Genomic DNA, 17,965 nt, shown 5'->3' on the forward strand with positions numbered 1-17,965 from the left:
CCTCACCCACCGAGAGCGTCGGCTTCTCGGCGGCATTCGACGCGAAGACCGCCCAAAGGCACCCCGCCGGGCACCCGGGCCCTAGGCTGACGACATGTCCAATAACGCACTCGCCGAACGCCATCGTCTCGCCCAACTCCTCGTCGCCGCCGGGCCGGACGCGCCGACTCTCTGTGCCGGGTGGACGACCCGGGACCTCGCCGCGCATCTGGTGGTGCGGGAGCGGCGGCCCGATGCGGCGGCCGGGATCCGGGTCGGGGCGCTGGCCGGGTGGACGCGGCGGGTGCAGGACGAGTACGCCGGGCGGCCGTACGAGGAGTTGGTCCGGCTGTTCCGGGCCGGGCCGCCGGTGTACTCGCCGTTCGCGCTGCCCGGGGCCGACGAGCTGGCGAACACCATCGAGTACTACGTCCACGCCGAGGACGTCCTGCGCGCGACCGAGGAGTGGACGCCGCAGCCGGTCCCGCCGGGCCGTGCCGAGGCGCTGTGGCGCCGGCTGCCGCTCATTGCCCGGTACGAGGCGGGCCGCCGCTCCCCCGTCCGCCTGGTGCTCGCCCATCCGGACGGCCGGTCGCTCACCGTCGGCCCGGCCGGCTCGCCCACCGTCCGGATCACCGGCGAGCCCGCCGAGCTGGTCCTGTTCGTCTACGGCCGCGGCGAGCGGACCACCCTGACGGTCGACGGCGCGCCGGACGCCGTCGAGGCCCTGCGCCACGTGCTGCCGCTGCCCTGACCCCGCGCCGACAACGACGGAGTACGGGCCCGCCTGGATGGACGGGCCCTCCCCTCTCTCCGGCTGCGGATGCCAGTGCCCGGGTGCAGACTCGCAGGGGCCGGGGTCCGATCAGGGCAGGCCGGTCACCCTCCGTCGAAGGGGCACCCTTCCATGATCACCACCGACTTCCCGATCGGCTCGCCCTGCTGGATCGACCTGGGCAGCCCGGACATCCGCGCCACCGCCGGGTTCTACGGCAAGGTGTTCGGCTGGAGCTTCCTGGAGATCCCCGAGGCCGGCGGCTACGGGTTCCTCCAGCTGGGCGGCAAGACCGTCGGCGCCGTCGGCGATCTCGACCCGGGCTCGCGCTCAGCCTGGACGACGTACTTCCGCACCGAGGACGCGGACGCCGTCGTCAAGGCCGCCGTGCAGGCCGGAGCCACCGTGCGCGTGCCGCCGTCGGACGTCATGCGGGAGGGCCGGTTCGCCGCGCTCACCGATCCGCAGGGCGCCGAGTTCGCCGTCTGGCAGGCGGGCGACACCAAGGGCCTGGACGCCGTCTCGCAGGACGACGCCCTGGTCTGGTCCGAGCTGCACGTCTCCGACCCGGACGCCGCCTTCGCCTTCTACCGGCAGATCTTCGGCTGGCGGGTGGAGAAGTTCGAGCCGTCGCCGGGCATGTCCTACCGGGTGATCTCCACCGCCGAGGGCGACCAGGACGCCGCCGGCTTCGGCGGCATCGCCCCGACCATGTCCCCGGAGCAGCCCGCCGCCTGGACGCCGTACTTCGCCGCCGAGGACGTGGACGCGCACGTGGCCAAGGCGACGGCGGCCGGCGGCTCGGTGCTGATGCCGGCCTCGGACGTCAAGGGCGTCGGCCGGATCGCCTGGCTCGCGGACCCGAACGGCGCCCCGTTCGCGCTGATCAAGGGCGATCCGAACCAGGAGTGAGCACATGGCGAGGGCCCGCGGTTCCTCGGGAACCACGGGCCCTGAAACCGCACGGTCACCGCACCGGGTGCCCGGCCTCCCGCAGCGCGCCCTTGACCTCGCCGATCCGCAGGTCCCCGAAGTGGAACACGCTGGCGGCCAGCACCGCGTCAGCGCCCGCCTCGACGGCCGGGGCGAAGTCCGCGAGCTTGCCCGCCCCGCCGGAGGCGATCACCGGCACCGAGACGGCCGCGCGCACGGCCCGGATCATCTCCAGGTCGTAGCCGTCCTTGGTGCCGTCCGCGTCCATCGAGTTGAGCAGGATCTCGCCGGCCCCCAACTCGGCCGCGCGGCCCGCCCATTCGACGGCGTCCAGGCCGGTGCCCTGGCGCCCGCCGTGGGTGGTGACCTCGTAGCCGGAGGCGGTCTCGGTACCGGGCGGGCAGCGCCGGGCGTCCACCGAGAGCACCAGCACCTGGCGCCCGAAGCGCTGGGCGATCTCGCGGACCAGTTCCGGACGGGCGATCGCCGCGGTGTTGACGCCGACCTTGTCCGCGCCGGCCCGCAGCAGCTTGTCCACGTCCTCGACGGCGCGGATGCCGCCGCCGACGGTCAGCGGGATGAACACCTGCTCGGCGGTGCGGCGCACCACGTCGTAGGTGGTCTCCCGGTCGCCGGAGGAGGCGGTGATGTCGAGGAAGGTCAACTCGTCGGCGCCTTCGGCGTCGTAGAGCTTGGCCATCTCGACCGGGTCGCCGGCGTCGCGCAGGTTCTGGAAGTTGACGCCCTTGACCACCCGCCCGGCGTCCACGTCCAGGCAGGGGATGACACGAACTGCGAGGGTCACTGCTGCTTGCCTTCCAGGGTCTTTGCCAGTCCGGACCGGTACGCGTCGATCTCGACCTCGACCATCATCCGGGAGTCGATCAGTCCCTCGACCACCACCATGGTGGCCACCGGGCGTACGGCGTCGAAGAGTTCACTGTGGGCGCGGCCCACCTCCTCGGCGTCGCGGACGTGGGTGATGTACATCCGGGTGCGGACCACGTCGTCCGCGGTCAGACCGTACGCGGCGAGGGCCGTGAGACCGACGCCGAACGCGGCGAGGGTCTGCCGGTACGGGTCGCCCTCGTGCTCGATCCGGCCGTCCACCCAGGCGGTGGAGCCGGCCACGTGCACGTGGTCGCCCGCGGCGACCGCCCGGGAGTAGCCGAACTCGTCCTCCCACGGGGAGGATCCGCCGACCCGACCACGTACGACCTCGCCACGTACGATCCGACCGTCCGTCATCCGGAAACCGCCTCCAGGGCCTCTTCGAGGGTGAACTTCTGCTCGTAGAGTGCCTTGCCCACGATGGCGCCCTCGACACCCTCGCCGACGAGCGAGGCGATCGCCCGCAGGTCGTCCAGCGAGGAGACGCCGCCGGAGGCGACCACGGGCTTGTCCGTCGCGGCGCAGACGTCGCGCAGCAGCTGGAGGTTGGGGCCGGTCAGGGTGCCGTCCCGGTTGACGTCGGTGACGACGTAGCGGGCGCAGCCCTCCTGGTCGAGGCGCGCCAGCACGTCGAAGAGCTGGCCGCCGTCGCGGGTCCAGCCGCGGCCGCGCAGGGTGGTGCCGACCACGTCCAGACCGACGGCGATCTTGTCGCCGTGCTCGGCGATGGCCTTGGCGACCCACTCCGGGGCCTCCAGGGCGGCGGTGCCGAGGTTGACCCGGGTGCAGCCGGTGGCGAGCGCGCGGGCGAGCGACTCGTCATCGCGGATGCCGCCGGACAGCTCGACCTTGATGTCCAGCTGTCCGGTGACCTCGCGCAGCAGCTCGTAGTTGGTGCCGGTGCCGAAGGCGGCGTCGAGGTCGACCAGGTGCAGCCACTCGGCGCCGGCGTTCTGCCAGGCGAGGGCGGCGGCCAGCGGCTCGCCGAAGGAGGTCTCGGTGCCGGAGGCGCCCTTGACCAGGCGGACGGCCTGACCGTCGCGGACGTCGACGGCGGGCAGCAGCTCAAGGCTCATCAGAAACAACTCTCAGACGCTCAGAGGGTGTTGACCCAGTTGGTCAGCAGGGCGGCGCCGGCGTCGCCGGACTTCTCGGGGTGGAACTGGGTGGCCCACAGCGGGCCGTTCTCGACGGCCGCGACGAACGGCTGCCCGTGGGTGGCCCAGGTGACCAGCGGCGGGTTGATCCGCGCGCTGTGGGTCTCCAGCTCCCAGTGCCGCACCCCGTAGGAGTGCACGAAGTAGAAGCGGGTCTCCGGGTCGAGGCCGGCGAACATCCGGCTGCCCTCGGCCACGTCCACGGTGTTCCAGCCCATGTGCGGGACGACCGGGGCGTCCAGCGGCTCCACGACGCCCGGCCATTCGTCGCAGCCGGCCGTCTCCACGCCGTGCTCGACCCCCTTCTCGAAGAGGATCTGCATGCCGACGCAGATGCCCATGACCGGGCGGCCCCCGGCGAGCCGGCGGCCGATGATCCAGTCCCCGCGGACGGACTTCAGCCCGCGCATGCAGGCCTCGAAGGCGCCCACGCCGGGGACGAGCAGGCCGTCCGCGGCCATCGCGGTGTCGTAGTCGGAGCTGACCGTGACCTCCGCCCCGGTCCGCTCCAGGGCGCGCTGCGCCGAGCGGAGGTTGCCGGAGCCGTAGTCGAGGACGACGACGTTCTTGCCCATGTTCAGGTGTCCAGTCTCTCTACGGCAGGTCTACAGGCGCATGAGGCCGGAGCCCAGGCACATCACGGACCCGATGGCCAGCACCAGGATGACGCCCTTCGGGAGCTTCTGCTTCCAGAAGGAGATCACTCCGCCGACCAGGAAAAGGCCGGCGAAGATCAGGATCAGAGCGGACTTGCTCACAGCGCACCCTTGGTCGAGGGGAGGATTCCGGCCGCGCGCGGGTCGCGCTCGGCGGCGTAGCGCAGCGCCCGGGCCAGCGCCTTGAACTGGCACTCCACGATGTGGTGGGCGTTGCGCCCGTACGGCACGTGGACGTGCAGCGCGATCTGGGCCTGGGCCACGAAGGACTCCAGGATGTGCCGGGTCATCGTGGTGTCGTACGAGCCGATCATCGGGGCGATGCCCTCGGGCTCGGTGTGCACCAGGTACGGCCGACCGGAGAGGTCCACGGTGACCTGGGCGAGCGACTCGTCCAGCGGCACCGTGCAGTTGCCGAAGCGGTAGATGCCCACCTTGTCGCCGAGCGCCTGCTTGAAGGCGGCGCCGAGCGCGAGGGCGGTGTCCTCGATGGTGTGGTGGGTGTCGATGTGCAGGTCGCCGTCGGTCTTGACGGTGAGGTCGAACAGACCGTGCCGGCCGAGCTGGTCGAGCATGTGGTCGTAGAAGCCGACGCCGGTGGAGATCTCGGTGCGGCCGGTGCCGTCGAGGTCTATCTCGACCAGGACGGAGGTCTCCTTGGTGGTGCGCTCGACGCGTCCGATGCGGGACATGGGGGTTACAGCTCCTTGATCACAAAGCGGACGGCGTCCAGGAAGGCGTCGTTCTCGGCGGGCGTGCCGGCGGTGACCCGCAGCCACCCGGGGACGCCGTTGTCGCGGACCAGGACGCCCTGGTCGAGGATCGCCCGCCACACCGCGTGGGTGTCGGCGAAGCGGCCGAACTGGACGAAGTTGGCGTCCGAGTCGGTGACCTCCAGGCCCATCCCCCGCAGCGCGTCGACCAGCCGGTCGCGCTCCGCCTTGAGCCGCCCGACGTACCCCAGCAGGGTGTCGGTGTGCTCCAGGCAGGCCAGCGCGGTGGCCTGGGTGACGGCCGACAGGTGGTACGGCAGGCGCACCAGCTGCACCGCGTCCACCACCGCCGCGTCGGCGGCCAGGTAGCCCAGGCGCAGCCCGGCCGCGCCGAAGGCCTTGGACATGGTGCGGCTGACCACCAGGTTGGGGCGGCCCTCGACCAGCGGCAGCAGCGAGGCGCGGTGCGAGAACTCGACGTACGCCTCGTCCACCACCACCAGGCTGGGCCGGGCGGCCTGGGCGGCCTCGTACAGCCGCAGCACGGTGTCGGCCTCGACGGCGGTGCCGGTCGGGTTGTTCGGCGAGCAGATGAACACCACGTTCGGCCGGTGCTCCGCGATGGCGGCGAGGGCGGCGTCCACGTCGATGGTGAAGTCGTCGTTGCGCGGGCCGGAGATCCAGGCGGTGCCGGTGCCCCGGGAGATCAGCGCGTGCATCGAGTACGAGGGCTCGAAGCCGAGCGCGCTGCGGCCGGGGCCGCCGAAGGTCTGGAGCAGCTGCTGGAGCACCTCGTTGGAGCCGTTGGCGGCCCACACCTGCTCGCGGCCCACCGGGAAGCCGGTGGTCTTGACGAGGTAGGCGGCGAGGCCCTCGCGCAGCTCGACCGCGTCCCGGTCGGGGTAGCGGTTCAGCCCGCGGGCGGCCTCGGCGACGCGCTCGGCGATCCGGGCCACCAGCTCCTCGGGCAGCGGGTACGGGTTCTCGTTGGTGTTCAGCTGGACGGGCACGTCCAACTGCGGTGCGCCGTACGGGGACTGGCCGCGCAGCTCGTCCCGGATCGGCAGATCGTCAATGCGAGTCACAGGAGTCACGAGCCGGGAACCGTCCAATCGAAACGAGCCTTGATCGCGTCCCCGTGCCCCGGCAGGTCCTCGGCGTTCGCCAGGGTGACCACGTGCGAGGCGACCTCCGCCAGCGCCGCCCGGTCGTACTCGACGACCTGGACGCCACGCAGGAAGGTCTGCACCGACAGCCCGGAGGAGTGGCAGGCGCAGCCGCCGGTCGGCAGCACGTGGTTGGAGCCCGCCGCGTAGTCGCCCAGCGAGACCGGGGTCCAACGGCCGATGAAGATCGCCCCGGCGTTGACCACCCGGGCCGCCACCGCGTGGGCGTCGCGGGTCTGGATCTCCAGGTGCTCGGCCGCGTAGGCGTTGACCACGGCGAGGCCCTGGTCCAGATCGTCGACCAGGATGATGCCGGACTGCCGGCCGCCCAGCGCCTCGGCCACCCGCTCGCCGTGCTTGGTCCGGGCGACCTGCACGGCCAGCTCGGCCTCGACCGCGTCGGCCAGCTCCGGGGAGTCGGTGACCAGCACCGAGCCGGAGGTCGGACCGTGCTCGGCCTGGCTGATCAGGTCGGCGGCGACGTCGGAGGGCAGCGCGCTGTCGTCGGCGAGGACGGCGATCTCGGTCGGGCCGGCCTCGGAGTCGATGCCGATCCGGCCGGCGAAGTAGCGCTTGGCGGCGGCGACGTAGATGTTGCCGGGGCCGGTCACCATGGTGACCGGCGCGCACTCCTCGGTGCCGAGGGCGAACATCGCGACCGCCTGGGCACCGCCGACGGCGTAGACCTCGTCCACGCCGAGCAGCGCGCAGGCCGCCAGGATGGTCGGGTGGGGCCGGCCGCCGAACTCCTTCTGCGGCGGCGAGGTGACGGCGATGCCCTGGACGCCCGCCTCCTGGGCCGGCACCACGTTCATCACCACGGAGGACGGGTAGACCGCCAGCCCGCCCGGCACGTACAGGCCGACCCGCTCGACCGGCACCCAGCGCTGGGTGACGGTGCCGCCCGGCACCACCTGGGTGGTGTGCCCGGTCCGGCGCTGGTCCGCGTGCACGGCACGGGCGCGGCGGATCGACTCCTCCAGCGCGGCCCGCACCCTCGGGTCCAGCGTCTCCAGGGCGGCGGTCAGCTGCTCGGCCGGGACCCTGGTCGACTCCAGCCGGACGCCGTCGAAGCGCTCGGTGATCTCGATCAGCGCCGCGACCCCGCGATGGCGTACGTCCTCGGCGATCGGCCGCACCTTCTCCAGGGCGGCCGCGACGTCGAACTCGGCACGGGGCAGCAGGTCACGCGGGTCGTCCAGCGAGCCGCGGAGGTCGATTCGAGAGATCACGCCACCCAGTGTAAGGAGTGGCCGGAATCGCTGGTCCCGCATTTCAGTCCGTGATACGAAAGGCGAGATGACCGGGGGACGGGGGAAACCATGGCGGAGCGCGCTCCGGAAGGCTGGACCGGGGTCGAGCGGAGGCTCTGGGAGGCCTACCGCCGGGGCGAGATCCTTGACCTGCGAACGGGTGAACGGGACGCCGACGACCCCTTCGGCGAGGCCGTCTGGGGCGCCGAGCGCACCGTCCGCGCCGAGGTGCTGGCCCTCCTGCTGCTGGCCGGTCCGCGGCCCGCGCCCGGGCGGGTCGCCTCGTTGCGGCTCAGCGGCGCGCTGATCACCGACGCGCTCAACCTGGCCGGCGCCGACATCGGCCACTACGTCGAGCTCCACGAGTGCCGCTTCGAGCACAAGATCCTGGTCTCCGAGGCCTCCGCCCCGACGCTGCGCTTCGTGAACTGCCTGATCCCCCGGCTGGAGGCCTCCCGGCTCGCCACCACCGGGGACGTCCACCTGGCCCGCTGCCGCCTGCCCGACGGCATCCGGCTCACCGACGCCAAGATCGGCACCGACCTGCTGCTCAACCAGTCCGTCGTCGGCGGCGACCGCTTCGGGCGCGCCGTCTCCGCCGACGGGATCACCGTCAACCAGGACTTCGAGGCCGAACGTGTGGAAATCACGGGCGAGCTGAGCATCCGCACCGCCCGGATAGGCGGCCGGCTCTCGCTGCGCGGCGCCCAGCTGCGCGCCGACCGGGCCCAGAACCGCATCTGCCTCAACGCCGTCCGGATCACCGTCGGCCACACCCTCTACCTGACCGGCTCCGCCGACGGCGGCTGGACGGGCTCCCGCGGCTACTACGGCTCCGGCTACGGCCAGGTCCCGCCACCGGACGGCCCGATCACCCCCTTCCGCGCCTACGGCCGGGTCCGGCTCTCCGACAGCCGTTTCGACGGCGGCTGCCTGATCTCCGGCGAGTTCCACCTGGAGGGCGACGACGAGCTGTCCCTGCGCCGCATCCAGACCCCGGAGCTGCGCTTCACCTGCAAGAAGCGCCCCACCGGCACCGTCTCGCTCTCCCGCGCCCGGGTCGGCAACCTGGTCGACAAGCCCTCGGCCTGGCCGCTGGGCAGGCACCTGGCCCTCACCGGCTTCGTCTACGAGAACCTGCGCCCGATCGGCTCCTTCGGCGTCCGGCAGCGGATCGCCTGGCTGGAGGGCTCCTCGGTGGACTTCCAGCCCGAGTCCTACGAGCAGCTCGCCGCCGCCCTGCGCCGCGACGGCGCCGACGACGACGCCCGCGAGGTGCTCTACGCCAAGCAGCGCCGGCGCCGCCGCACCCTGCCGCTGCCCGCCCGGATCTGGGGCGCCGTCCAGGACCTCACCGTCGGCTACGGCTACCGCCCCGGCCGGGCCGGCCTGTGGCTGCTGCTCGCCTGGGCGCTCGGCAGCCTCTGGTTCGCCACCCACCCGCTGGAGCCGCTCAAGGCCGACGAGCGCCCGCACTGGAACCCGGTGCTCTACACCCTCAACCAGCTGCTGCCGATCGTGGACCTCAACCAGGGCGGCTGGAACCCCGGCGGCAGCGCCCAGTGGATCTCCGCCGGGCTGGTCGTGATCGGCTGGCTGCTCGCCTCCACCGTCGTCACCGGCGCCACCAGGATGCTCCAGCGCGGGTGACGCGGACAGCGCGGGTGACGCGGACAGCGCGGGTGACGCGGGGTGACACGGGTCAGGGGAGAACCTGGCGGCAATCGCCCGGCTCGGGGAACTACGCTGTCCGCCGTGACAGAACGGCTGCCGCTCTTCCCGCTGAACACCGTGCTCTACCCGGGCCTGGTGCTGCCCCTGAACGTCTTCGAGGAGCGCTACCGCCGTCTCGTCGCCGACCTGCTCGAACAGTCCGAGGACGCCCCCCGGCGGTTCGGCGTGCTCGCGATCAGGGACGGCCGGGAGGTCGCGCCGGTACGGCCCGAGGACGGACCGGCCGGCCCGCTGGACGGCCTGGGCACCGCCACCGGTGACCCGCTGGAGGCGATCTTCCACATCGGCTGCGTCGCCGACGTCGCCTCCGCCGAGAAGCAGCCGGACGGCCGCTACGAGCTGCTGGTCACCGGCACCACCCGGTTCCGGCTGCACTCGGTGGACGTCTCCGGCCCGTACCTGACCGGCGAGATCGAGCCGATCGAGGAGCGCCCCGGCGAGGGCTCCGGCGCGCTGGCCTCCGAGGTCGAGCGGGCGTTCCGGGTCTACCAGAAGCGGCTGGCCGGTGCCCGCGAGGCCAGCACCGTCGGCCGCCAGGAGCTCCCGGACGACCCGCAGGTGCTCTCCTACCTGGTCGCCGCCGCCTCGGTGTTCGAGACCTCGACCAAGCAGGAACTGCTCGCCTGCCCCGACACCGCCCGGCGGCTGCGCGCCGAGCTCGACCTGCTGCGCCGCGAGACCGCCGTGCTCGGCTGGCTGCCCTCGCTGCCCGCCGCCGACCTCACCCGCCAGCGCTTCAGCCCCAACTGACCGAGCCCCGGAAACTGACCGACCCGGACCGAGGAGCCCGCGTGGCCAAGAAGAGCAGGAAGGGCGGCCAGGGCACCCCCGCCACCGTCGCCCTGGAAGCCGCCGCCGTCCCGTTCACCGTGCACGCCTACGACCACGACCCGGCCGCCGCCTCCTACGGCGGCGAGGCCGCCGAGGTCCTCGGCATCGTCCCGGAGCGGGTCTTCAAGACCCTCGTCGCCGACGTGGACGGCACCCTCACCGTCGGCGTGGTCCCGGTCGCCGGCCAGCTCGACCTCAAGGCCCTGGCCGCGGCCGTCGGCGGCAAGCGCGCCGCCATGGCCGACCCGGCGGCCGCCGAGCGCAGCAGCGGCTACGTCCTCGGCGGCATCTCCCCGCTGGGCCAGCGCCGGCCGCTGCGCACCGTCATCGACGCCAGCGCGCTCACCCACCCCACCGTCTACGTGTCGGCGGGCCGCCGCGGCCTCGAAGTCGAACTCGCCCCCATCGACCTCATCACCCTCACCAAGGCCCACACCGCCCCCATCGCCCGCTGACAGGGCGAGCCGAGAGGGGCGCGGGGAACCGCGCGGACCGGAAGGCTCCGGCCCGCGCCGACCGACGGGCCTACCTGGGTCCCGCCGAGAAGTCCGTCCCCGTCGGCGCCTGCGCCGGAGGCGACACCGAAGGCACCGCCGGAGCCTGCGCCACGGGTGCCCAGTACGGCGGCGGGTCCTCCTCCCGCTTCCCGAAGGCCGCCGAGAGCAGCAGCAGCACCACCATCGCCGCCATCGGCCACACCAGCAGCGCCCCCATCGCCCCCAGGTCGATGCTCGCGTCGAAGTGCCCGCCGTCCCCGACCCGCCGGGCCTCCCCGATCAGGTCGGTGCTCGGCCCGAGCCACCGCCCGATCCGCCAGGCCCCGATCGATCCGAGCAGGCCGCCGATGGCCAGCCCCACCGCGACCGAGATGCCGCCGCCGCGCCGCCGGGTCATCAGGAAGGCCCCGAGCGCGGTCACGATCCCGGCGCCCAGCCCGATGAGCACGAACACCGCGTCGGCGCCGGCCCGCTGCTCCCCCTCCGGGTCCCCGTAGAGGATGCGGTCGCCGTCGACCACCAGCGGCACCTTGGGCGCCAGCCAGGCCCACAGCCCGCTCATCACCAGTCCGACCACCAGGCAGGCGAGGACGACGCTCGCCCCGACCCACGCCTCCGACCGCAGCCGCTCCCCCAGCGGGGTCGTGCCGGCTCCGAGGGCGGTGGCCCCGTGCGGCGGCGCGAACGGGTCGGGCGCTGCGGCCGGTCCCGGTGCCTGCGCGTCGGCGGGGGCGGGGTCCGGAGGTGTGTTCGGTACGGTCACGGGCCCCATCGTTTCACGACGGCCACCCGAACGACCCACCACCGTACGGACCGCAGGGCCCTAGCGCGAGACCGCCCGCCGGTACGCCCAGGTGGCGACGGCCAGCGACGCCACGCCCACCCCGGCGCAGACCGCCAGGTCCCCGAGCACCGCGGCCCAGTCCGGGTCCGGAGCGAACGTCCGCGCGAAGGCGTCCACCCCGTACGTGGACGGCAGCAGGTCCCGCAGCCACTGCACCGGCTGCGGGAGGTGGTCCACCGGCAGCACGCCCAGCAGCAGCGCGGCGGACATCCCGAGCTGCCCGAGCATGGTGGCGATCTCCTGCCGCGGCGCCAGCAGCCCGCAGGCCGCCCCCAGCCCGGACAGCGCGGCCCCGGCCAGCGGTACCACCGCCAGCAGCACCCACAGCTGCCCGAGCGGCAGCCCGAATAGCACCGCCCCGAACGCCGCCGTGACGACCGTCCCGGGCAGCGTGAAGGAGGCGTACGCGGCGGCCGCGCCCAGCACCACCGAGGCGGCCGGCACCGGCAGCGTCGCGTAGTGGTCGAGCCCGCCGGTGGCCCGCAGCTTGCCGAAGTACTGGGCGAGCAGGTTCAGCGCGACGAAGGCGACCACCAGCACGCTCGACCCGGCGACCACCGACCGGGCCTCGGAGGTCTGCCCGGCGTCCACGACGCCGCGCATCATCACCAGGATGCCCACCGACTGGAAGGTGGCCACGAACAGCAGCGGGATGCGCGCCACCCGGGCCCGGGCGAGCTGCGCCCGGTACACGGCCGCGAGCGCCGGCAGCAGCCGGGCGGCGGGGGCGAGCGGGGCGGGGGCGCCCGTGGACCGGCGGGTCCCCGGCGCCGAGAGCAGCGTCACTTGGCCAGTCCTCCGTGGCGGCCGCCCAGCTTGAGGTAGGCGTCCTCAAGGCTCGGGGTGGCGAGGGTGAAGTCGTCGAGCGCGGCGAAGGCGGGGCCGGTGGTGACGGCCGCGACCAGTTCGCGGGCCTGCTCGGGGGTGGTGCGGACGGTCCAGCGGCGCCCGGTGCACTCGGCCCGGTCGCGCAGCGCGGCGACGGCGGGGACGCCGAGCGGCGCCTCGTCCCGCCAGACCAGGTCGAGCCGGACGTCGCCGTCCACCAGGGCCTTGAGTCCGCCGGGCGTGTCGCAGGCGATCACCCGGCCGTCGTCCACCACCGCGACCCGGTCGAGCACCGTCTCCGCCTCGATCACGTTGTGGGTGACCAGCAGCACCGTCGTCCCGTGCTCGGCGCGCCGGCGGTCGACGGCGCTCCACACCGCGCGCCGGGCGACCGGGTCCATGCCGGTGGTCGGCTCGTCCAGGACGAGCAGCGGCCGCTCTCCCACCAGGGTGGCCGCGAGGCAGGCGAGCCGCCGCTGTCCACCGGACAGCTTGGCGAGCGGCCGGGCCGCGATGGGCTCCAGTCCGAGCTCCGCCAGCACGTCCGCGGCCGCGCCACGGGCCTGCGCCCGGGTGAGTCCGCGCAGCCGTCCGGTGGTCTCGGCGGCGAGCGCCACCGTCAGCTCGTCCAGCGCGGTGGATTCCTGTCCGAGGTAGCCGAGCAGCCGGGCCGCCCGTTCGGGGTGCCGGACGATGTCGTGGCCGAAGAGTTCGACGGAGCCCGCGTCGGGGCGCAGCAGTCCGGTGAGCTGGCGGACCAGCGTCGACTTCCCGGCGCCGTTCGGTCCGAGCAGCCCGAAGATCTCGCCCTGGCGGACGGTGAGGGTGATCCCGTCGTTGGCCCGGATCTCGGTGGCGGCCGCGCCGCGCCCGCTGCGGTAGGTCCTCACCAGGTCGCGCACGGCCACGCACGGCAGGGGTTCCTCGGGTGCTCGCCCCGCCGTCTCGTTCACGACCGAAGACTCTACGCGCTCATACGGGCGAACCGGACAAGGGGGCCCGAGGAGCGCCTCCCGCCGCCCGCCGGCTCAGTCGTCGACGACCATCGAGCCGCCGGGCACCCTGGCCGCCAGCTCCTTCCAGAAGCCGGCCCGGATGGCGTAGCGGTCGTGCTCGTCGATCTGGTCGTCCTTGTGCGCCAGCAGCCCGAAGCGGGCGGCGTAGCGCAGCAGTTCGCCGTCCACCCGGTGCGGGATGCGCGGGTAGTCGGGCCAGAGCATGGTGAGTCTCTCGGCGTCGTCGATGCGTTCGCTCCAGCGGCGGGCGAAGACCTGCCCGACCTCGTGGGCGTCGCCGCCGATGGAGGTGATGTCCTCCTCGCGGTCGGCCCAGCGCTGCTCGGAGGTGGTGAGCTGGGCGAGCGTGGGCAGGCTGTCGCCGGCGGTGACGGCGGGCTCCGGGGCGGGCCGGTCCACCCAGCCCCGGTCGGAGGACCAGCGCAGCACCGGCCCGGCCTGGGCGACGGCGCCGTGTCCGTTCACGCTGTGCCCGTTGGTCCCGTTGGTCCCGTTGGCCGCCGGGGTGATCGGGGTGACGGGGCTGACGGAGGGGGCCCGCCCGGCCAGGTCCTTCGGCGTCGGGACGACCTTGAGCGTGGCCGCCGGTTGCGGCCGCCCGTCGGCGGCGGGGGCGGGGCTCGCCTGGTCGGCGTCGGCGGCCACCGGACGGACCACCGGCGGCACCACGGCGGGCAGCGTGGTGGGCGGGGCGGCCGGGGGCGCGGCGAGGATCTTGGCGATCTCCTGCCGGGCGCCGGGGGCCGGGAACATGCTGGAGTGCTCGCGCAGCGAGAAGCAGCCCTCGATCCACTCCCGGTCGAGCACCCGCCGTTCGTCCGCCTCGCCGACCAGGTCCTCGGACTGGTTGAAGTCGCCGTCGGCGGCCTGGAGCGCCCACAGGTGGACGGCCACGCCGTGCTCCTTGGCGGTCATCATGCCGGGCAGCAGGTCCCCGTCCCCGGTGATCAGTACGACGTCGGCGCAGGCCCGGTTGCGGGCGAGTTCGGAGAGTTCGGCGTGCATCGCGGCGTCCACGCCCTTCTGCACCCAGCGCCCCTCGGCCCGGGTGAGCGCGCCGAGCCGTACGGTGACCCGGGGCAGCACCCGCAGCCGCCGGTGCTCGGGCATCGGCCGCCGGTCGGGCGCGGCGTCGAACCAGTAGATCCGCAGCAGCGGCAGGCCCGTCTCGGCTTCGGCGCGTTCACGCAGTGCGGTGATCAGGGCCGTGTGGTTGACGGTGACCTTGGAGCGGGAAGGATCCCCGGCGAGCAGGCTGGCGGCGGCGCCCAGCAGGTATCCGGCGTCCACCAGGACGACACAGCGGTCCATCGCGCACCTCTTTTCGCTCGCCCTCGGAATCAGTCGGGTGGTTCGATCCGGCCCCGGGGGCCGCCCGCCGACCAGGCGTGCCGAGGCGAGGGGACCCCGTCACCGCCCGATCATTGGGTCACCTTTTACCCCTGGTTCGCCTGCCGAACCTCGCCGGTTGTCCCGGTACCGCAAAAGCCGTACCAACCGGGCGCAAACACAAGCGAAGGCGGGCCCCGTACAACGACGGGGCCCGCCCTGGGTCACGCGGCGGCGTGCCGACCGGTGACGCCGGTCTGATCAACTGACCGGAAGATCAGCCGTTCAGCCCTTGAGCTCGGCGGCGACCAGCTCGGCCAGCTGGACGGCGTTCAGCGCGGCGCCCTTGCGCAGGTTGTCGTTCGAGACGAACAGCGACAGGCCGTTGTCCACCGTCTCGTCCACCCGGATGCGGCCCACGTAGCTCGGGTCCTGGCCGGCGGCCTGGAGCGGGGTGGGGATGTCGGACAGCTCGACGCCGGGGGCGCCGCCGAGCAGCTCGACGGCGCGCTCGGGGCTGATCGGGCGCTCGAAGCGGGCGTTGATCTGGAGCGAGTGGCCGGAGAAGACCGGGACGCGCACGCAGGTGCCGGCGACCTTCAGCTCCGGGATGCCGAGGATCTTGCGGCTCTCGTGGCGGAGCTTCTGCTCCTCGTCGGTCTCGTTGGAGCCGTCCTCGACGATGGCGCCGGCCAGCGGCACCACGTTGAAGGCGATCGGCCGCTTGTAGACCTGGGGCTCGGGGAACTCCACGGCGCCGCCGTCGTGGGCGAGCGCGGCGGCGTTGTCCACGACCTTGGCGGCCTGGCCCTGGAGCTCGGCGACACCGGCCACACCGCTGCCGGACACGGCCTGGTAGGTGGAGACGATCAGGGCGGCGAGCCCCGCCTCCTCGTGCAGCGGGCGCAGCACGGGCATGGCGGCCATGGTGGTGCAGTTCGGGTTGGCGATGATGCCCTTGGGTCGGTCCGCGATGGCCTCGGGGTTGACCTCGGAGACGACCAGCGGGACCTCGGGGTCACGGCGCCAGGCGGAGGAGTTGTCGATCACGACGGCACCGGCCGCGGCGACCTTGGGGGCCAGGGCCTTGGAGGTCGAGCCGCCGGCCGAGAAGATCACGATGTCCAGGCCGGTGTAGTCGGCCGTGGCCGCGTCCTCGACGGTGACCTCGGTGCCCTGCCAGGGCAGCGTGCGTCCGGCCGAGCGGGCCGAGGCGAACAGCCGCAGCTGCTCCACCGGGAAGTTGCGCTCCGCCAGGATCTCGCGGACCACGCCGCCGACCTGTCCGGTGGCACCGACAATGCCGATCTTCATCTCCGACTACTCCTCTGAATGGTGCTGTTCACAGCCGCACACTGCCCATCATGCCTTGTCACGCGGGTGAAGCGGCCTGGCGTCCCACGCTGTGAGAGCGCTCCCGAAACGGTCTAGTGGTCCAGACCACTGGCGAGGGTCAGCGCGGCGCGGACCTCCGCCTCCCCGGCCGGCAGCAGCGGCAGCCGTACGTCCGGGGTCGGGATGCGGCCCTGGGCGTGCAGCACGCCCTTGGTCACCGACGGGTTCGGCGCGGTGAAGGCGGACAGCGCCAGCCCGGTCAGCCGGTGCCCGAGCGCCCGCGCCCGCTCGACGTCCCCGGCCTGCCAGGCCTCGGCCAGCTCCACGAACCGGCCGGTCGCCAGGTGCGCCGAGGCGAGGATGCCGCCGGCCGCGCCGAGCGCCAGCATCGGCGACAGGTAGGCGTCCTCGCCGGTGAGGAAGGCGAAGTCCTCGGGGGCGTCGGCGAGCAGCTCGGCGGCCGTCTGGTCCAGCCCGCCGGTCGCGTACTTGACGCCCACCACGCCCTCGATCGCGGCGAGTTCGCGCAGCGCGGCGGTGGAGAGCTGCTGCCCGGTGCGGTACGGGATGTGGTAGACGACCAGCGGCAGCGGGCTGCTCGCGGCCAGCGCCCGGAAGTGCGCGACCGTCCCGGCCTCGCCGGCCCGGACGAAGGACGGGGCGGTGACCAGCGCCGCCGCCTGCGGCACCCGCGCGCCGAGCGCGGCCAGCGCCTCGCCGACGGCCCGGGTGTCGCCGCCGGAGGCGCCGACGAGCAGCCGGCCCCCGCGCGCGGCGCAGGCGGCCGCCGCGACGTCCACCACGGCGTCCCGCTCCTCGGCGGTCAGCGCGGCCGGCTCGCCGGTGGTGCCCAGCGCGCACAGCCCGGCCGCCCCGGCGTCCAGCACCTCGTTCGCGAGCTTCTCCAGCGCGTCCAGCGCGATGGAGCCGTCGGCGGCGAACGGGGTGATCAGGGGGACGTAGATGCCCTTGAGTTCCATGCCAACGATCCTGCGGCCGGGCGATCGCCCAGGTCCAGTTCACATGTCCGACGCTTCTCGTAAGCTGAGCCGATGCTCGGCGCCGGGGCTCGGCTAGTCTGGGCCGATGCTGGACGTCCGACGCCTGCGCCTGCTGCGCGAACTCGCCCACCTCGGCACCATCGCGGCCGTCGCCGAGGCACTCTCCTTCAGCCCCTCGGCGGTGTCCCAGCAGCTGTCCGTCCTGGAGAAGGAGGCGGGCGTCCCGCTGCTGGAGCGCACCGGGCGGCGGGTCACCCTCACTCCGGCCGGGCGCAACCTGGTCCGGCACGCCGAGGCGGTGCTCGCCCTGCTGGAGCAGGCGGGCGCCGAACTCGCCCACACCAAGCGGGGGTTGGCCGGTCCGCTGCGGATCGGCACCTACCCTTCGGCGGCCCGCGCGATCATCCCGGCGGTGCTCGCGGAGCTGGCCGGCTGGCACCCCGGGCTGGAGCCGATGGTCACCGAGGTGGACCCGGCGGCCGTCGGCGCGGCGCTGCGGGCGGGCGAGCTGGACGTGGCGCTGGTGCACGAGTACGACCTCGTCCCGACCGACCCGGAGCCGGGCCTGGCGGTGACCCGCCCGGTCTTCACCGAGCCCATGTACCTGGCCGCCCGCGCCCCCGGCACCCTCGCCGAGCAGCGCGGCACGCCGTGGATCATGGCCCCGCCCGACACCCTCTGCCGCACCATGGCCGTCCGCGCCTGCGAGGCGGCGGGCTTCGCCCCGCGGGTACGGCACCAGATCGACGACTTCACCACCGTGCTGGCCCTGGTGGGCGCCGGCCAGGGCGTCGCCCTGGTCCCCCACCTGGGCGCGGCCGCGCCACCGCCGGGCGTCGTGCTCACCCGGCTGCCGATGTACCGCCGCACCCGCGCCGCCTTCCGGGCCGGCGCCGGCTCCCACCCGGCCATCTCCGCCTTCGTCTCGGCGCTGCACACGGCGGTGCCGCCGGGCCTGGGCGGCGGCGCCTGAGACCTGCGGCGGAACGCCGAAGGCCCGGGAGCGCGCCCATGGCGCCCCGGGCCT

General features: G+C 73.8%; 20 protein-coding genes. 6 read left to right on the forward strand and 14 right to left on the reverse strand.

Features of this window, described 5'->3' with window-relative positions; translation table 11 throughout:
• The first annotated feature begins 94 nt into the window (after positions 1-94).
• Positions 95-733 carry a TIGR03085 family metal-binding protein gene (locus QWJ13_RS04830; protein ID WP_316520704.1) on the forward strand — a complete coding sequence of 213 codons (639 nt, stop codon included), beginning with the start codon at positions 95-97 and terminating at the stop codon, positions 731-733.
• 153 nt (positions 734-886) lie between these two features.
• Positions 887-1,666: a VOC family protein gene (locus QWJ13_RS04835; protein ID WP_316520705.1), complete on the forward strand. Its 780-nt coding sequence runs from the start codon at positions 887-889 to the stop codon at positions 1,664-1,666.
• 55 nt (positions 1,667-1,721) lie between these two features.
• Here QWJ13_RS04835 and hisF read toward each other — a convergent pair whose 3' ends face one another.
• Genes hisF through hisD form a run of 8 tightly spaced genes read right to left on the reverse strand, consistent with a single transcriptional unit; the run spans position 1,722 to position 7,502 of the window.
• Positions 1,722-2,492, reverse strand: coding sequence for an imidazole glycerol phosphate synthase subunit HisF (gene hisF / locus QWJ13_RS04840; protein WP_316520707.1), 771 nt, complete (start codon positions 2,490-2,492; stop codon positions 1,722-1,724).
• Positions 2,489-2,935, reverse strand: a complete 447-nt coding sequence (locus QWJ13_RS04845; protein ID WP_316520708.1) for a RidA family protein — start codon at positions 2,933-2,935, stop codon at positions 2,489-2,491. The genes hisF and QWJ13_RS04845 overlap by 4 nt, the downstream gene beginning before the upstream one ends.
• Positions 2,932-3,654 (reverse strand): bifunctional 1-(5-phosphoribosyl)-5-((5-phosphoribosylamino)methylideneamino)imidazole-4-carboxamide isomerase/phosphoribosylanthranilate isomerase PriA, encoded by a 723-nt coding sequence (gene priA, locus QWJ13_RS04850; protein ID WP_432277425.1) that lies wholly within the window; start codon positions 3,652-3,654, stop codon positions 2,932-2,934. The genes QWJ13_RS04845 and priA overlap by 4 nt, the downstream gene beginning before the upstream one ends.
• Before the next feature lie 20 nt (positions 3,655-3,674).
• Entirely contained in the window at positions 3,675-4,310 is a 636-nt protein-coding gene (gene hisH / locus QWJ13_RS04855; protein ID WP_316520710.1) for an imidazole glycerol phosphate synthase subunit HisH, read from the reverse strand.
• 30 nt (positions 4,311-4,340) lie between these two features.
• The gene (locus QWJ13_RS04860) at positions 4,341-4,493 is read right to left on the reverse strand and encodes a hypothetical protein (RefSeq protein ID WP_316520711.1); all 153 of its coding nucleotides are present in this window, start codon (positions 4,491-4,493) and stop codon (positions 4,341-4,343) included.
• Complete coding sequence (gene hisB / locus QWJ13_RS04865; RefSeq protein ID WP_188298709.1) at positions 4,490-5,083, reverse strand: imidazoleglycerol-phosphate dehydratase HisB; 594 nt, start codon at positions 5,081-5,083, stop codon at positions 4,490-4,492. The genes QWJ13_RS04860 and hisB overlap by 4 nt, the downstream gene beginning before the upstream one ends.
• 5 nt (positions 5,084-5,088) lie before the next feature.
• On the reverse strand, positions 5,089-6,189 hold the full coding sequence (locus tag QWJ13_RS04870) for a histidinol-phosphate transaminase (protein WP_316520713.1): 1,101 nt from the start codon (positions 6,187-6,189) through the stop codon (positions 5,089-5,091).
• 5 nt (positions 6,190-6,194) lie between these two features.
• The gene (hisD, locus tag QWJ13_RS04875; RefSeq protein ID WP_316520714.1) at positions 6,195-7,502 is read right to left on the reverse strand and encodes a histidinol dehydrogenase; all 1,308 of its coding nucleotides are present in this window, start codon (positions 7,500-7,502) and stop codon (positions 6,195-6,197) included.
• A gap of 90 nt (positions 7,503-7,592) precedes the next feature.
• Here hisD and QWJ13_RS04880 point away from each other — a divergent pair, with 90 nt between their 5' ends.
• The 3 genes from QWJ13_RS04880 (at position 7,593) to ybaK (ending at position 10,543) form a co-directional block, all read left to right on the forward strand.
• Positions 7,593-9,173, forward strand: coding sequence for an oxidoreductase (locus tag QWJ13_RS04880; RefSeq protein WP_316520716.1), 1,581 nt, complete (start codon positions 7,593-7,595; stop codon positions 9,171-9,173).
• Positions 9,174-9,278: 105 nt separating this feature from the next.
• Positions 9,279-10,007: an LON peptidase substrate-binding domain-containing protein gene (locus QWJ13_RS04885; RefSeq protein ID WP_316520717.1), complete on the forward strand. Its 729-nt coding sequence runs from the start codon at positions 9,279-9,281 to the stop codon at positions 10,005-10,007.
• A 41-nt stretch (positions 10,008-10,048) separates the two neighbouring features.
• On the forward strand, positions 10,049-10,543 hold the full coding sequence (gene ybaK, locus QWJ13_RS04890) for a Cys-tRNA(Pro) deacylase (RefSeq protein WP_316520719.1): 495 nt from the start codon (positions 10,049-10,051) through the stop codon (positions 10,541-10,543).
• 70 nt (positions 10,544-10,613) lie between these two features.
• On the opposite strand, the gene QWJ13_RS04895 is transcribed toward ybaK, so the two are convergent.
• The 6 genes from QWJ13_RS04895 to QWJ13_RS04920 form a co-directional block, all read right to left on the reverse strand.
• Positions 10,614-11,348 carry a hypothetical protein gene (locus tag QWJ13_RS04895; protein WP_316520720.1) on the reverse strand — a complete coding sequence of 245 codons (735 nt, stop codon included), beginning with the start codon at positions 11,346-11,348 and terminating at the stop codon, positions 10,614-10,616.
• Positions 11,349-11,408: 60 nt separating this feature from the next.
• Complete coding sequence (locus QWJ13_RS04900) at positions 11,409-12,215, reverse strand: ABC transporter permease (protein WP_316520721.1); 807 nt, start codon at positions 12,213-12,215, stop codon at positions 11,409-11,411.
• Positions 12,212-13,210, reverse strand: coding sequence for an ABC transporter ATP-binding protein (locus QWJ13_RS04905; protein WP_316520722.1), 999 nt, complete (start codon positions 13,208-13,210; stop codon positions 12,212-12,214). Before QWJ13_RS04905 ends, QWJ13_RS04900 begins: the two co-directional genes overlap by 4 nt.
• A gap of 75 nt (positions 13,211-13,285) precedes the next feature.
• A complete protein-coding gene (locus tag QWJ13_RS04910) occupies positions 13,286-14,584 on the reverse strand; it encodes an NYN domain-containing protein (RefSeq protein ID WP_316520724.1) in 1,299 nt (432 codons plus the stop codon).
• A 303-nt stretch (positions 14,585-14,887) separates the two neighbouring features.
• On the reverse strand, positions 14,888-15,916 hold the full coding sequence (locus QWJ13_RS04915) for an aspartate-semialdehyde dehydrogenase (protein WP_316520725.1): 1,029 nt from the start codon (positions 15,914-15,916) through the stop codon (positions 14,888-14,890).
• Between the two features lie 113 nt (positions 15,917-16,029).
• Entirely contained in the window at positions 16,030-16,917 is an 888-nt protein-coding gene (locus QWJ13_RS04920; protein ID WP_316520727.1) for a dihydrodipicolinate synthase family protein, read from the reverse strand.
• A 106-nt stretch (positions 16,918-17,023) separates the two neighbouring features.
• Here QWJ13_RS04920 and QWJ13_RS04925 point away from each other — a divergent pair, with 106 nt between their 5' ends.
• Positions 17,024-17,911, forward strand: coding sequence for a LysR family transcriptional regulator (locus tag QWJ13_RS04925; protein ID WP_316520728.1), 888 nt, complete (start codon positions 17,024-17,026; stop codon positions 17,909-17,911).
• The last annotated feature ends 54 nt before the right edge of the window (positions 17,912-17,965 follow it).

This window comes from Kitasatospora brasiliensis (genome assembly GCF_032654805.1).
Lineage (GTDB): Bacteria > Actinomycetota > Actinomycetes > Streptomycetales > Streptomycetaceae > Kitasatospora > Kitasatospora brasiliensis.